At 53.9% G+C, this 14,876-nt stretch carries 12 protein-coding genes; 7 read left to right on the top strand and 5 right to left on the bottom strand.

What is annotated here, in order from left to right:
• Window positions 1-486 precede the first annotated feature (486 nt).
• A complete protein-coding gene (locus AC4OVU_RS15555; protein WP_017692980.1) occupies window positions 487-1,866 on the bottom strand; it encodes a diguanylate cyclase in 1,380 nt (459 codons plus the stop codon).
• A gap of 268 nt (window positions 1,867-2,134) precedes the next feature.
• Between AC4OVU_RS15555 and lpxP the strand changes: the two genes are divergently transcribed.
• Window positions 2,135-3,055: a kdo(2)-lipid IV(A) palmitoleoyltransferase gene (lpxP, locus tag AC4OVU_RS15560; protein WP_086527955.1), complete on the top strand. Its 921-nt coding sequence runs from the start codon at window positions 2,135-2,137 to the stop codon at window positions 3,053-3,055.
• A 359-nt stretch (window positions 3,056-3,414) separates the two neighbouring features.
• Window positions 3,415-3,486 (top strand): membrane protein YpdK, encoded by a 72-nt coding sequence (ypdK, locus tag AC4OVU_RS15565; RefSeq protein ID WP_099458937.1) that lies wholly within the window; start codon window positions 3,415-3,417, stop codon window positions 3,484-3,486.
• Window positions 3,487-3,544: 58 nt separating this feature from the next.
• On the opposite strand, the gene alaC is transcribed toward ypdK, so the two are convergent.
• Window positions 3,545-4,780, bottom strand: a complete 1,236-nt coding sequence (gene alaC, locus AC4OVU_RS15570) for an alanine transaminase (protein WP_017383460.1) — start codon at window positions 4,778-4,780, stop codon at window positions 3,545-3,547.
• 386 nt (window positions 4,781-5,166) lie between these two features.
• Between alaC and AC4OVU_RS15575 the strand changes: the two genes are divergently transcribed.
• Both AC4OVU_RS15575 and AC4OVU_RS15580 read left to right on the top strand, forming a co-directional pair.
• Window positions 5,167-6,864 (top strand): sensor histidine kinase, encoded by a 1,698-nt coding sequence (locus AC4OVU_RS15575; protein ID WP_110292323.1) that lies wholly within the window; start codon window positions 5,167-5,169, stop codon window positions 6,862-6,864.
• Between the two features lie 13 nt (window positions 6,865-6,877).
• Window positions 6,878-7,609: a LytR/AlgR family response regulator transcription factor gene (locus AC4OVU_RS15580; protein WP_110292322.1), complete on the top strand. Its 732-nt coding sequence runs from the start codon at window positions 6,878-6,880 to the stop codon at window positions 7,607-7,609.
• A gap of 35 nt (window positions 7,610-7,644) precedes the next feature.
• Here AC4OVU_RS15580 and glk read toward each other — a convergent pair whose 3' ends face one another.
• Entirely contained in the window at window positions 7,645-8,610 is a 966-nt protein-coding gene (gene glk / locus AC4OVU_RS15585) for a glucokinase (RefSeq protein WP_003861352.1), read from the bottom strand.
• A 205-nt stretch (window positions 8,611-8,815) separates the two neighbouring features.
• On the opposite strand from glk, the gene AC4OVU_RS15590 reads away from it, so the two are divergent.
• A complete protein-coding gene (locus AC4OVU_RS15590; RefSeq protein ID WP_045141727.1) occupies window positions 8,816-10,051 on the top strand; it encodes an ion channel protein in 1,236 nt (411 codons plus the stop codon).
• Here AC4OVU_RS15590 and ipdC read toward each other — a convergent pair whose 3' ends face one another.
• Window positions 10,052-11,710 (bottom strand): indolepyruvate decarboxylase, encoded by a 1,659-nt coding sequence (ipdC, locus tag AC4OVU_RS15595; RefSeq protein WP_017692977.1) that lies wholly within the window; start codon window positions 11,708-11,710, stop codon window positions 10,052-10,054.
• A 186-nt stretch (window positions 11,711-11,896) separates the two neighbouring features.
• Here ipdC and mgrA point away from each other — a divergent pair, with 186 nt between their 5' ends.
• Both mgrA and AC4OVU_RS15605 read left to right on the top strand, forming a co-directional pair.
• Window positions 11,897-12,895 (top strand): L-glyceraldehyde 3-phosphate reductase, encoded by a 999-nt coding sequence (gene mgrA / locus AC4OVU_RS15600; protein ID WP_058700758.1) that lies wholly within the window; start codon window positions 11,897-11,899, stop codon window positions 12,893-12,895.
• A 126-nt stretch (window positions 12,896-13,021) separates the two neighbouring features.
• Window positions 13,022-13,369 (top strand): DUF2502 domain-containing protein, encoded by a 348-nt coding sequence (locus tag AC4OVU_RS15605; protein ID WP_015572233.1) that lies wholly within the window; start codon window positions 13,022-13,024, stop codon window positions 13,367-13,369.
• A gap of 33 nt (window positions 13,370-13,402) precedes the next feature.
• Here AC4OVU_RS15605 and AC4OVU_RS15610 read toward each other — a convergent pair whose 3' ends face one another.
• Complete coding sequence (locus tag AC4OVU_RS15610; RefSeq protein WP_110292321.1) at window positions 13,403-14,641, bottom strand: Nramp family divalent metal transporter; 1,239 nt, start codon at window positions 14,639-14,641, stop codon at window positions 13,403-13,405.
• Window positions 14,642-14,876 lie beyond the last annotated feature (235 nt).

Raw genomic sequence — 14,876 nt, forward strand, 5'->3', positions numbered from 1 at the left:
ACCTGATTACTGCGGGCGGGCATTGTGTCAAATTCGATACAATAAAGGGATTTATGAATGGGCATACGTCATGTCACATGGGGTAATGGTATACACGATTAAACCCGGTTATAGCGCTGGATGGTGAGCAATTTAAAGCCATTCCGGTATACAGAAAGTGAAAAAAATACTTTAGGGGATATACCCCTGACCTCCAGAGCTGACGCTGGTTTGCGAGTAGCATTGTATAATGCGTGGGGTGTGATAACTTTTTTGCGCATTTTTCAGCCTTTTCGCAGACTTGCTAGTCCCCTGCCCCGTCGTTCTTTCATCCATCTATTGATTATTGAAACTGACGAAATAGGCCGATCTCTATGGCCTTAATGAGACGTTTTTATCGTTTGATGGTATCCATGATGGTATCGAAAAAATCACCATTGAAATAACCCTTGTAAAACATAGCAATAAACACATTTTCGATTCCTGCAGGGACACTTCTGTCTTTCCTTACGCCCCCTTCCAAAGCTCCACGCAGTTTCGGCCACGCCGTTTCGCGCCGTATAAGGCTTCATCCGCCGCCTGAATCAATCGCTCGTAATCGGGATGCCCGTTGAACATCGCAACGCCTATCGAGAGGGAGAGCGGGATAATATCGCCGGTTGGGGAGTTAACCTTGATTTTTTCCACCCGCCTGCGGATACGCTCGGCAATTCGCAGCGCGTCCACCTCTGAGATTTCCGTTAGCACAATCAGAAATTCATCGCCGCCGTAGCGAAAAACGTAATCACAGGTTCGCACGTTGTCGTAGAACGCGCCGGAGACTTTTCGCAGGATCTCGTCCCCGGTATTGTGCCCCCAGGTATCGTTGATTTGTTTAAATTTGTCGACGTCAATCAGCAGCGTCGAGAGCTTTGTTCCCGCCCGGGTAGCGTGCAGGATTTCGCGTTTGAAGATGGTTGGCAGGAAACGGCGATTCAACAGGCGGGTCAGGACATCAACCCCCACCTCGTGTCGCGACACTTCGTCAAACAGTTCGCGCAAAAGCGTGATGATTTGCGAGAGGGTATTACGCATTCGCTGCAAGAATTTATCCCGCTGCGCTTTATCACTCAGACCCTGCCCTGTAAGACGGACCTCGTTAAAAAGGTCATCGAATTCCTGAATCAGACGAGAGATATGACCGGCCTCAGCGATGCCGCTGAAATAGTGCCGACCTTTATGGCTAAACCACAGTCCAAATTCAGACTGCCCCAGCGGCAGACTGTTGCCGATACTGGAATTAAGCGTGATCTTATACAGAAGCACCATTTCCCATGACAGCAGCGCCGCGGTCTGTCTCTCCTTCTCCTCTTCTGCGTTCTCCATTAAGGAAAAGATGCGATAATTTTCGTCCTCTTTCGCCGCATTGTTCTCGCTAAATACATAGGCCCGCGACATCACTTCCATGGCCAGATCGATACTGTTTATCGCGTAGTGATAAATATGCAGCTTCACCTCAGGCGAATGGGCGCTGGTAGTAATGACAGGCAACAGCAGCTTTTTCAGAACGCGGAAGCCCATTTCGACTAAATCAACCGAAATACCAATACGGGCATGAACATCCGCCGCGCGCTGCTGCGCCCGCATCTGCTCTTCAACCTGCTCCACACGGCATGAGAGCACATCAATAAGCCAGCGACGAAGCGCCTCCTGAAGCTGCCTCTCCACCTGTTCGGTGGTCAGGAATTCAGCTGCCGATGGATCTGCCAGCACAACACGATAGAATTCAGCGACCAGTGGCATTGCATTATCCCTGGCAAGCTCAGTCGCAAGCCGATGCACATCGGGATCGGTTTCATTAATCAGCTTCACCCACTCTTCTTTCACCGTTTGCAGGTAGGTTTCCATGGTCTGCACCTTCAGGAGACATGCGGGAACGCAGATTTAACAATAGCAAAATCAAACCACTCCGCAATTGCCGCTTTTTTAAACAAAAACGAGTGATAGCTCATAATGTATAACGGTGCTACATTATGCCGCCCACCCAAGTCAGCAATGGCCAGGCAACGTCGTAAAGAACGGTAAAGCCTGCAACCATGACCTCGTCCTACGGTCTCAATGGCACGTGGTATCGCGAAGTCTGCGCTACCTTCACAGGCTTCACATAGGTTCCACTATTTTGTCTCAATCCAAATTTCAGCGGGCGTTTCTGCACCCGCGCTACTGGTTTACATGGTTCGGCCTTGGCGTGCTTTGGCTGCTGGTTCAACTTCCATATCCCGTGATCCGTTTCCTGGGTTCTAAGCTCGGCAGCGCATCGCGTCACTTTCTTAAGCGTCGTGAATCCATTGCCCGAAAAAATCTCGAACTTTGCTTTCCGCATTACAATGCCCAGCAGCGCGAAACGCTGATTGCGGAAAACTTTAAATCTATCGGTATGGCGCTGCTTGAAACCGGTATGGCCTGGTTCTGGCCAGACGAGCGTGTCCGTAAATGGTTTGACGTGGAAGGCCTGGATAACCTGAAACGTGCCCAGATGCAAAACCGCGGCGTGATGGTTGTGGGTGTGCATTTTATGTCGCTTGAGCTGGGCGGCCGCGTTATGGGTCTTTGTCAGCCAATGATGGCAACCTATCGCCCGCATAACAGCGCGCTTATGGAATGGGTACAAACGCGGGGCCGCATGCGTTCAAATAAGGCGATGATCAGCCGTAACAATCTCCGCGGTATGGTTGGCGCCCTGAAAAAAGGGGAAGCCGTCTGGTTTGCCCCGGATCAGGACTACGGTCCTAAAGGCAGCAGTTTTGCCCCTTTCTTTGCGGTTAAAGATGTCGCTACGACGAACGGTACCTTTGTGATTTCACGTCTCTCAGGCGCCGCGATGTTGACGGTGACCATGGTCAGAAAAGCGGATAAGTCAGGCTATCGTCTGCATATCTCCCCAGAGATGGCGAACTATCCTGAAGATGAGAGTGAAGCCGCGACCTTTATCAATAAGGTGATTGAGTTTGAAATTATGCGTGCGCCTGAGCAGTATCTGTGGATGCACCGCCGCTTTAAAACCCGTCCCCTGGGCGAAGCCTCACTCTATATCTGACCCCTTTCGAAGGTTAGTTTCGCTAAGAAACTAACCTTTTCAAACACCTGTAATCGCAGTGCGTAACGGCTTTTTTCGACCGTCGCTCAACAGGCATTTATTGCGTACCGAAATCAAACTGTCGCCGTTCCACGACACTCGTAAGTGTAGGAAATTATTTAAAAAAATGCCTCTTGTCACTCCTGAAATTTAGGCGTACATTAGCGCCGTCTGGCGACAGGAAAGCACAGAATTCAGAGCTGAAGTTAGCGACGTCACGGGATAATTCTGATTTCCCCTTTCGCATGATTTCAACTCTCTATACTCAGTTGGACTCTGTTTTTTTAATGCGTACCGGAAGATACGCGGAGCGATGAAACGTGAAATATTTCTTTATGGGCATTTCGGTTATTGTTTTAGTTTGGGCCGGAACGTTTGCTCTGATGATCTAGTTAAGAAAATGCAGTCAAAAAAACAGGCGCCGTTGGCGCCTGTTTTTTTTGTTGTCCGTTACGACTCGGGTTGTTCCGCAACGCTCTTCGCTGCAAGCAGGCCATCCGCGCGGAACATGCTTTTAATGCCCCGCACTGCCTGACGGATACGGTCGCTGTTTTCAATCAGCGCGAAACGCACATGCGTGTCACCGTAGTCACCAAAGCCAATGCCTGGAGAGACGCAAACCTTCGCGTCCTGAAGCAGTTTTTTAGCAAATTCCAGAGAACCCATCGCCGCATACGGCTCAGGGATTTTCGCCCAGACGTACATAGAGGCTTTAGGCATTTCCACCATCCAGCCTGCTTCATGAAGCCCTTTTACCAGCACATCTCGGCGGCGTTTATACTGAGCGGCAATATCGAGCACGCATTGCTGATCCCCTTCCAGCGCCGCGATGGCCGCGACCTGTAACGGCGTAAAGGTGCCATAGTCATGGTAGCTTTTAATACGCGCCAGGGCGCTCACCAGCGTTTTGTTTCCCACCATAAAACCAATTCGCCAGCCCGCCATGTTGTAGCTTTTCGACAGGGTGAAAAACTCAACCGCCACATCACGGGCACCCGGTACCTGCATAATTGACGGCGCTTTCCAGCCATCATAAACGATATCGGCGTAGGCGAGATCGTGTACCACCAGCACGTCGTAACGCTTAGCCAGCGCGACCACTTTCTCGAAGAATTCGAGTTCAACGCATTGTGCTGTTGGGTTTGACGGGAAACCGAGAATCATCATTTTCGGCTTCGGATAGCTTTCACGAATCGCCCGTTCCAGCTCGTTAAAGAAGTCGACGCCTTCCACCAGCGGGACAGAACGCACCTGCGCGCCGGCAATCACCGCCCCATAGATGTGAATCGGGTAGCTCGGATTCGGCACCAGTACGGTATCGCCGTGATCCAGCGTCGCCAGCATCAGGTGGGCCAGCCCCTCTTTGGAGCCAATGGTCACAATCGCTTCACTTTCAGGATCGATATCGACCTGATAACGATCCTGATACCAGCGGGAGATCGCCCGACGTAAGCGTGGAATGCCGCGTGAGGTGGAATACCCATGGGTATCAGGACGCTGCGCAACCGTGCAGAGTTTCTCAACGATATGCGGCGGCGTTGGGCCGTCAGGGTTACCCATACTGAAATCGATAATGTCTTCGCCGCGCCGACGCGCAGCCATTTTCAGTTCAGCAGTGATATTGAAAACATAAGGGGGGAGACGATCGATACGCGTAAAACGGCGTTCAGGACTGAATTCAGCCATAGATTCCTCAGAGTCACGTTAGCGCCCGGACCGTCCGAGCGACGCTGCCACCCGTGTGGCGTGCTTAGAAAATAACCTGAAGAAAAAGACGCTGTCGAGAGGATAACGGCAAAACAATATTTTGCGCTAAAACGGGAATGCGATTGCAGTGAAAAGCGGAACTCTTATCGCGAACAGGCAGTTTTAAGCGCTACGATTTAACACAATATTTTCAGTATCGTTACCTGACGTTTCTCCCCAAACGGAAAAGCACCGGCTTTCAGTCAAAAGCCAGCAATCCCCTTTGAGAATTATGGTTTTTCCCCATTTGATAAATCTGATGGATAGCTGGTCATCAGGCTCTATGTTTTCTATCATAGATTTTTCCCGTTTTCCCAGGCCTGACCGTGCACGAAATCTTCAATATGCTCCTGGCGGTGTTCGACCGCGCGGCATTAATGCTGATCTGTCTCTTTTTCCTTATCCGCATCCGCTTGTTCCGCGAACTGTTGCATAAATCTGCCCATTCGCCAAAAGAGCTGCTGGCCGTCACGTTTATCTTTTCGATGTTTGCCCTGTTCAGCACCTGGTCCGGGGTGCCGGTAGAAGGCTCGCTGGTGAACGTGCGCATCATCGCCGTCATGTCGGGCGGGATCCTCTTTGGTCCCTGGGTAGGGATTATCACAGGCATCATCGCCGGCACTCATCGATACCTGATTGATATTGGCGGCGTGACGGCAGTCCCCTGCTTTATCACCAGCATTATTGCCGGGCTGCTCTCGGGCTGGATTAACCGCAAAATCCCGAAAAAGCAGCACTGGCGTGCAGGGATTATCGCGGGGATGGTCTGCGAAACGCTGACCATGATCCTGGTCATCGTCTGGGCGCCAACCGTTGCGCTGGGGCTGGATATCGTCTCGAAGATCGGTATTCCTATGATCCTCGGGAGCGTCTGTATCGGTTTTATCGTGCTGCTGGTGCAAAGCGTGGAGGGCGAAAAAGAGGCCAGCGCCGCGCGTCAGGCCAAGCTGGCGCTGGATATCGCCAACAAGACGCTGCCGCTTTTCCGACACGTTAACGCCGAATCTTTACGTCAGGTTTGCGATATCATCCGCCGTGATATTCACGCCGATGCGGTCGCCATCACCAATATTGACCACGTGCTGACTTACGTTGGCGTCGGGGAGCACAATTATCGCGACAGCGACGATACCATCAGCCCGACCACCAGACAGGCGATTAACTACGGAAAAATCATCATTAAAAACAATGATGAAGCCCACCGGACGCCAGAGATCCACTCAATGCTGGTGATCCCGCTGTGGGAAAAAGGCGTGGTCACGGGGACGCTGAAAATTTACTACTGCCATGCGCACCAAATCACCTCCTCGCTCCAGGAGATGGCGATTGGCCTGTCGCAGATTATCTCCACTCAACTTGAGGTTTCGCGTGCAGAGCAGCTGCGCGAGATGGCAAATAAGGCAGAGCTGCGCGCCCTGCAAAGCAAGATCAATCCCCATTTCCTGTTTAACGCGCTGAACGCTATCTCCTCTTCCATCCGTCTGAATCCGGATACCGCGCGGCAGCTGATATTTAATCTGTCGCGCTATCTGCGCTACAACATTGAGCTAAATGACGACGAGCAGATCGACATCAAAAAAGAGCTGTATCAAATCAAGGATTACATCGCCATCGAGCAGGCACGCTTTGGCGATAAGCTCACGGTCATTTACGATATTGATGAAGAGGTCAGCTGCGTGATCCCAAGCCTGCTGATCCAGCCTCTGGTGGAAAACGCCATTGTTCACGGTATTCAGCCGTGTAAAGGCAAAGGCGTAGTAACGATTAGCGTGACGGAAAGCGGTAACCGCGTGCGCATCGCCGTGCGCGATACCGGGCACGGCATCGATCCGAAAGTCATCGAGCGCGTCAAATCAAACGAAATGCCAGGCAACAAGATCGGACTGCTGAATGTGCATCACCGGGTCAAACTGCTGTACGGTGACGGGCTGCATATTCACCGTCTTGAGCCGGGCACCGAAATTGCCTTTTATGTTCCGAATGAGCGAACGCCCGTGAATGCCCCGATATCCTTGTTGCCGTAGGCCGGAGTAACAGATGAAAGTCATCATCGTAGAAGATGAATTTCTGGCTCAACAGGAGTTGAGCTGGCTTATCAAAACCCATAGCCAGATGGAGATTGTTGGCTGTTTTGAGGATGGTCTGGACGTGCTGAAATTTTTACAGCATAACCGGGTCGACGCGATATTCCTCGATATTAATATTCCGTCGCTGGACGGTGTCCTGCTGGCGCAGAATATCAATCAGTTCGCCCACAAGCCGTTTATTGTGTTTGTCACCGCGTGGAAAGAGCATGCCGTGGAGGCCTTCGAGCTTGAGGCGTTTGACTATATTCTCAAGCCGTACCAGGAGTCGCGTATTATCAGCATGCTGCACAAGCTGGAAGCCGCGTGGCAGCAGCAGGCATTACCCGCCAGTTCCAGCCCGGTAGCGCGGGAAAACGACACGATTAATCTGGTGAAGGACGAACGGATCATCGTCACGCCTGTCGACGATATTTACTATGCCGAAGCGCATGAAAAAATGACGTTTGTCTATACGCGGCGTGAATCCTACGTCATGGCGATGAACATCACCGAATTCTGCAATAAACTCCCGGCCGCTCACTTCTTCCGCTGCCACCGCTCGTTCTGCGTCAACCTGAACAAGATCCGCGAAATCGAACCCTGGTTTAATAACACCTATATTTTGCGTCTGAAGGATCTGGATTTCCAGGTGCCGGTAAGCCGCAGCAGGGTGAAAGAGTTCCGCCAGCTCATGCACCTGTAGCGCGTTCCCTCTCCCGCAGGAGAGGGGAATGAGCATCAGAGTATCTGACCCAGCACCTGACGCAGATGCGCCCCGGAGCCCAGTAAGCCTGGGTTGTCGTGGACAATCAGGTAAACAGGAATGTCCTGGACATAGCTCCTGAAGCGGCCTTTGTCTTCGAAGCCGCCACGGAAGCCGGAGGCGGTAAAGAAATCGAGGAAGCGCGGCACGATCCCGCCCGCAATATAGACCCCGCCAAAGGTGCCAAGGTTCAGCGCCAGGTTGCCGCCGAAACGCCCCATAATGACGCAGAACAGCGACAAAGCACGGCGGCAGTCAATACAGCTGTCGGCCAGCGCGCGTTCGGTCACATCTTTAGGTTGCAGATTTTCCGGCAGACGACCGTCTGATTTTACAATCGCCCGATACAGGTTCACCAGGCCCGGGCCAGAAAGCACCCGCTCGGCCGACACGTGACCAATCTCGGCACGTAGCTCCTCAAGAATAATGCCCTCTTCTTCGCTGTTCGGCGCAAAATCCACGTGACCGCCCTCGCCCGGCAGGCTGACCCAGCGTTTGTCGACGTGAACCAGGTGCGCCACCCCCAGACCGGTGCCCGCGCCGTAAACGGCAATCGGTTTGCCTTCAACCGGGGCCGTACCGCCGAACTGAATCAGATGCTCTGGTTTAAGCATTGGGATAGCCATGGAAACCGCAGTGAAGTCGTTGATAATTTCAAGGTGCGAGAAGCCGAGGTTTTTCCGCATTTCGGCAATTGAGAAGGCCCACGTGTGGTTGGTCATCGCCACCCAGTCGCCGGTGATCGGACAGGCAATAGCGATACAACCGTCTTCAACGCTCACTTTATGCTCTTCCAGATAGACGCGAACCACCGCTTCCAGGCTTGGGTAATCCAGCCCTGAATAGGTTTTCGCCTGAGAAATTTCACCGCTGTTCACATCGCACAGGGCAAGGCGCGCGTTGGTGCCGCCTACATCACCTACCAAAGCATACTTTGTCATTCTTCTACTGCTCCGCTAAAGTCAGAATAAATCTTTGGGACACTGTAAATTCAAGGCGTGATAACAACAACGACCAGAAGGTGACTGCCCATGGATTATCGATCTTCGTCACATTATAACTTTACCGTTTCAGCACCTTTTGCACTATTGCCACAATGCTGATTGTGCAAAGTAACGTTAAGCCGTTTTGTACAAGGAAATCATCATGCTCCATCCGCGAGCCAGAACCATGCTGTTATTGGCTGTCCCGGCGCTGATTATTGGCGTGGCGTCGAGCCTGGTGCTCATCGTCGTCATGAAAGTGGCGGCGGTGCTGCAAACGATTTTATGGACCGCGCTTCCGGTAAAACTCGGCATCAGCATTGACTCGCCGGGCTGGATCATGATGATGCTGACCCTGACCGGGATTGCCGTAGGGCTGGTGATCCGCTATAGCCCGGGTCATGCCGGGCCGGACCCGGCACTGGAACCCTTGATTGGCGCCCCTGTCTCTCCCTCTGCTCTGCCGGGGCTTATTATCGCGCTGATTATCGGTCTTGCGGGCGGCGTAAGCCTCGGGCCTGAACATCCCATTATGGCGGTTAATATCGCGCTGGCGGTCTTTCTGGGGGCGCGTCTTTTTCCGCGCGTTGGCGCGCTGGACTGGACGATCCTGGCGTCAGCAGGCACCATCGGGGCGCTGTTTGGCACTCCGGTCGCGGCTGCGCTCATTTTTTCGCAAACCCTCAGCAGTGATCATGAAGTACCGCTGTGGGATAAACTCTTCGCGCCGCTAATGGCCGCCGCTGCGGGAGCCCTCACCACCAGCCTGTTTTTCCATCCCCATTTTTCACTCTCCATCCCCCACTACGGCCAGATGCAACTCACCGATATTTTCAGCGGTGCCGTCGTCGTCGCGATCGCCATTGCGCTGGGGATGGTCGCGGTGTGGTGTCTCCCTCGCCTGCATCGCCTGATGCACAGGCTGAAGCATCCGGTGCTGATTCTGGGCATGGGGGGTTTTATTCTGGGCGTTTTAGGCGCCATCGGCGGGACGGTTACGCTGTTTAAGGGTCTGGACGAGATGCAGCAGCTGGCCTTCAGCCAGGTCTTTAGCGTCTCCGATTATCTGCTGTTCGCGCTGGTAAAACTGGCGGCGCTGGTGGTCGCTGCGGCCTGTGGTTTCCGGGGAGGTCGTATCTTCCCGGCGGTATTTGTTGGCGTCGCGCTGGGGCTGATGCTGCATGAGCACGTTGACGCTGTCCCTGCGGCGATTACCGTCTCCTGTTCCATTCTGGGGCTGGTACTGGTGGTCACGCGCGATGCGTGGCTGAGCCTGTTTATGGCGGCCGTTGTCGTGCCGGATACCACGCTTCTGCCGCTGCTCTGTATCGTGATGTTGCCCGCCTGGCTCCTGCTGGCGGGCAAACCGATGCTGATGGGATGGCGAAACGACAGGTAATCAGGCGTTATTGCGCGCCTCCAGCGCTTTGGTCAGCGCGCTCAGCAGCGGCGGAATATCGGCTTTCGGCAGCATCACCTCGATCAGCGAAAGCCGCTCATGGTGTGCCACTTTATCCAGCACCTCCGCCAGCGCTTCCGCTTCGCTGACGCGCCAGCACTCTGCCTGAGGCGCCAGGCTGAGCGCCTGCGGGATCTGCGTCCAGTTCCAGAGGGCAATGTCGTTATAGCGCTGCTCCGGCCCGTGGATGGCCCTTTCCACCGTGTATCCTTCGTTGTTAAGCACCAGAATAATCGGGCGCTGCTTGTCGCGCAGCATCGATCCCAGCTCCTGAATGGTCAACTGCGCGGCGCCGTCACCCGTCAGGACAATCACGCGTCGGTTCGGACACGCCGTTTGCGCGCCAAACGCCGCCGCCAGCGTGTAGCCAATCGATCCCCACAGCGGTTGGACGATAAAGTTCACGTCCGCCGGTAAACGCAGATCGATAGCGCCGAAAGCAGACGTTCCCTGGTCAGCCAGAATAATGTCTCCGGGGCGGATAAACGTTTGCAGGGTACGCCAGAAGCTCTCCTGAGTCAGCGCCCCTTCGATAGTCGGGAACGAAAAGCCGCTGTGATCCAATGGCGCTCGCGTATCACGAACATAGGTTTTACACAGCGCTGTCAGCGTTTCAATGGCCTCCCTCATCGGGATACCCGTAAACCAGACGTCGCCGACGCGGGACGCGTGTGGCTGAACCTCTATCGTCTGGTCTGGCGTCAGCTGGTGGGTAAACCCGGCAGTGAGCGTATCGGTAAAGCGCGTGCCAATACACAGCACCGTATCAGCCCCCTCGATGGCCTCTTTGACCGGCGCGGCGCTCGCCGATCCGCTGTAGGTGCCGTAAAAACCGCTCTGTCGTTCGTCAAAAATGCCCTTGCCCATCAGCATGGTGGCGTGTGCCATCGGCACCTCTTTCACCCACGTCTGAAGGGCCGTGCGCAGACCATGGCGGAGTACCAGGAAGTCCGCTAACAGCGCGGTGCGTTTGCTCGTGGACAAGCGCTTTTCGGCAGCCTCACGGAACGCCTGCAAGCAGGCTGAATCAGCCGGTGCGGGGTTAACAGTGAGAGCGCTTACAGGGGGCGTAGCGGCTTTTTTCGCCACATCAGCGGGCAGCATCAGGTAGCCCGGACGGCGCTCCCGCAGCATAGTGGTCAGGACTCTGTCAATTTCATAGCAGGCGTTTTGTTCGGTAAGCACCGCCTGTGCAACGGTGATGGGTTCGCTCATATGATAGAAATGGCGGAACTCGCCGTCACCCAACGTATGGTGCAATAACTCTCCTCGCTGCTGCGCCGCCATACCCGGGGCCCCCACAATATGGAGGACGGGAACATGTTCAGCAAAGCTGCCCGCCACACCGTTCATGGCGCTTAACTCCCCAACGCCGAATGTCGTCAGGAGCGCGGCAAAGCCCTTACAGCGGGCATAGCCGTCTGCGGCGTAAGACGCGTTCAGTTCATTGGCACAGCCCACCCAGCAGATGTCCGGGCTGTCTATCACGTGATCGAGAAATTGCAGGTTATAGTCGCCTGGCACGCCAAACAGATGATCGGCACCACAATCTGTTAGTCGGTCCAGCAGGTAATCGGCGACGCAATAGGGGGTACGCATATTATAAGTGTCCTTCTGACGTTGACCTCACTCTGAGTATTAAATAAGCGTGAAGCGTGTCCAGAATTGGCGACAATCAGGGTCTGGAAAGAATGCTTTACGAAAAAAGCTGGGCTATGCTCATTTTCTTCAGGTTAGTGTAAACGTATACACTGATGTTTCTTTCCAGCGCCAGAGGTCTCGTCAATGGGTTATCAGCCTGACAAAAATCGTTATCAGACAATGCAATATCGCCGTTGTGGACAAAGCGGCCTTAAGCTTCCCGCCATCTCGCTGGGGCTTTGGCATAATTTTGGCGACGCGACGTTACTCGAAAACAGCCGTCAACTTTTACAGCGTGCTTTCGATTTGGGTATTACGCATTTTGACCTTGCCAATAATTACGGCCCGCCTCCTGGTTCGGCCGAACGTAATTTCGGGCGCATTTTGCAGGAGGATTTCCTGCCCTGGCGCGATGAGCTGATCATCTCCACTAAAGCGGGCTACACCATGTGGGACGGGCCTTACGGTGACTGGGGCTCACGTAAATATCTGATCGCCAGCCTGGACCAGAGCCTCAGGCGTATGGGGCTGGAGTATGTCGATATTTTCTATCACCACCGCCCGGATCCACAAACGCCGCTACGTGAAACCATGAAAGCGCTTGACCATGTGGTGCGTCAGGGCAAGGCGCTGTACATCGGTCTGTCCAACTACCCGGCAGAAGTGGCAAGGCAGGCGATTGAAATACTGGAGGATCTGGGCACGCCATGTCTGATCCACCAGCCGAAGTACTCCATGTTTGAACGTGCGCCTGAAGAGGGGTTGCTGGACGTGTTGCAGCATAGAGGGGTGGGATGTATCCCCTTCTCCCCCCTGGCGGGCGGACAGTTGACCGATCGCTATCTGAACGGTATCCCGGCGGATTCTCGCGCAGCAAGCGGCAGTAAGTTCCTTAACCCGGAGCAGATCACCGACAGAAAGCTGGAAAAGGTACGCAAGCTGAATGCGCTGGCGGAAAACCGGGGGCAAAAGCTTTCGCAAATGGCACTGGCCTGGATCCTGCGCCACGATGCGGTGACATCCGTGCTCATCGGCGCAAGCAAGACCGGACAAATTGAAGATGCAGCAGGCGTGCTTGAGAATTGTCGGTTCACGGCAGAAGAGCTGAAGACGATAGATACGATCCTGTCCAGTTCAGATTAAAAACACTTTTGGCAAAAAGTGCTCTCGTTCACGATTTAGGAGTTGAGGCGATGAAACGAATGTTTACCAACTCGTAAAATTGCGTTAACAGGTCGCACAGCGGCCCCGATCGTGAAGGAGAAGAGTATGTTCAGGTCACTGATTCTTGCAGCGGTATTACTGGCTTCGGCCCCGCTGGTCGCCAGTGCGGGCGAAATCACCCTGTTGCCATCGATTAAATTACAAATTGGCGATCGTGATGACTACGGCAGATACTGGGACGGTGGCTACTGGCGCGACCGTGACTACTGGCACCGCCATTATGAATGGCGTCAAAACCGCTGGTGGAAACACGATAACGGCTATCACCGTGGCTGGGATAAGCGTAAGGCTTACGAACGCGGCTACCGCGAAGGCTGGAACGATCGTGACGACCGCCGTGGCGGCTGGGGTCATGGAAAAGGCAGAGGCCACGGTCACGGCCATCACCATTAACAACAAAAAGGAGCCTTCCGGCTCCTTTTTCTTTTACAGGCCTGCGGCTGTGCCTATCAGCAACCACAAGTTTAACGCCACCACCACGACCACAATGGCCCACCCGGCGCGCTTCACCCACGTCGAATTCACCAGTTCGCCCATCAGCGATTTATTACTGGTGAAGATCAGCAGTGGCACCAGCGCCAGCGCAATCCCGAAACTTAGCAGTACCTGACTCATCACCAGAATGCGGGTCGGATCCAGCCCCATCAGGATCACAACAAAGGAAGGCAGCATCGTGACCGAGCGGCGAACCCACAGCGGAATATGGAAACGTACGAACCCCTGCATCACCACCTGCCCGGCCAGTGTCCCCACAACCGTAGATGAAAGACCCGCAGCAACCAGGCTTAAACCAAAAATAGTGGCAGCGGCATGACTCAGCAACGGCTCCAGCGTCAGGTAAGCCTGGTCGAGATCGGCAACCCCGGTATGCCCGTTAAAGTGGAACGCGGCGGCGGCGGTCGCCATCATCGCCAGATTCACAAATCCGGCAATGGTCATCGCGATAGTCACATCCCATTTCGAGGCGGAGTAGCGCTCTTTACTCGTCCCGCCATGCAGATTCTGGGTTAATGAAGAGTGCAGATAAATGACGTGCGGCATGATGGTCGCCCCCAGCACCCCCGCAGCCAGAAAAACGGCTTCAGAAGTGGGTAACGACGGGATCACCATCCCTTTCGTCAGCTGCGCCAGATTCGGCTGGGAGAAAATCAGCTCAACAATATAGGCGGCAGCGACGAACAGCAGCAGGCCGCCGATGACTTTCTCCAGCGGTTTTTGCCCCCGCCGCTGGAGCATCAGAATCAGGAAAGTGGCGATACCGGTCAGCACCGCCCCCTGAAGCAGGGAGACGCCCAGGATAAGCTTAAAGCCGATCGCCGCCCCGATAAACTCGGCGAGATCGGTGGCCATGGCGATAATTTCCGCCTGAACCCAGTAAAACCAAACTGCCGGACGTGGATAATGATCGCGGATTTGCTCCGCCAGGTTTTTTCCGGTAGCAATACCCAGCTTCGCGGAGAGCATCTGAATCAGCATCGCCATCAGATTGGCCCAGACCACAACCCACAGCAGATTATAGCCGAAACTGGCCCCGGCCTGAATGTTGGTCGCAAAATTACCCGGATCGATGTAGCCAATCGCGGCAATGAATGCCGGTCCCATTAATGCGAACCGCAGCTTGCGTGCCGCTCTGCCGCTGCTACTCTCTACGCGACTATTCGTCATTTCTGCCTCTGGAAATATAGCCTTTGCTATGTTTTATGCTATCAAAATGAGAATGATTATCAAGTTCATTTGTAACGGTTAACATGATTTCTCTGATAGTCAGGAACGATAGACAGGCAGGTGAAGCAAGGTCACAGAATGTGAAAATGCGCAGACATTTGTGAAGCGTAGCACACAAACTTAACTTTTCACTCATTTACCTAACATAACAAAAATGTCTTGTTGATCACTATTT

This window comes from Enterobacter sp. 6722112, assembly GCF_058661685.1.

What these genes read in the sequence shown, in the direction of transcription:
- mgrA (WP_058700758.1), top strand. Translation starts at nt 11,897, where the DNA reads ATGGGTTATCAGCCTGACAAAAATCGTTATCAGACAATGCAATATCGC.
- AC4OVU_RS15605 (WP_015572233.1), top strand. Translation starts at nt 13,022, where the DNA reads ATGTTCAGGTCACTGATTCTTGCAGCGGTATTACTGGCTTCGGCCCCG.
- AC4OVU_RS15580 (WP_110292322.1), top strand. Translation starts at nt 6,878, where the DNA reads ATGAAAGTCATCATCGTAGAAGATGAATTTCTGGCTCAACAGGAGTTG.
- AC4OVU_RS15590 (WP_045141727.1), top strand. Translation starts at nt 8,816, where the DNA reads ATGCTCCATCCGCGAGCCAGAACCATGCTGTTATTGGCTGTCCCGGCG.
- AC4OVU_RS15555 (WP_017692980.1), bottom strand. Translation starts at nt 1,866, where the DNA reads ATGGAAACCTACCTGCAAACGGTGAAAGAAGAGTGGGTGAAGCTGATT.
- ipdC (WP_017692977.1), bottom strand. Translation starts at nt 11,710, where the DNA reads ATGCGTACCCCCTATTGCGTCGCCGATTACCTGCTGGACCGACTAACA.
- glk (WP_003861352.1), bottom strand. Translation starts at nt 8,610, where the DNA reads ATGACAAAGTATGCTTTGGTAGGTGATGTAGGCGGCACCAACGCGCGC.
- AC4OVU_RS15610 (WP_110292321.1), bottom strand. Translation starts at nt 14,641, where the DNA reads ATGACGAATAGTCGCGTAGAGAGTAGCAGCGGCAGAGCGGCACGCAAG.
- alaC (WP_017383460.1), bottom strand. Translation starts at nt 4,780, where the DNA reads ATGGCTGAATTCAGTCCTGAACGCCGTTTTACGCGTATCGATCGTCTC.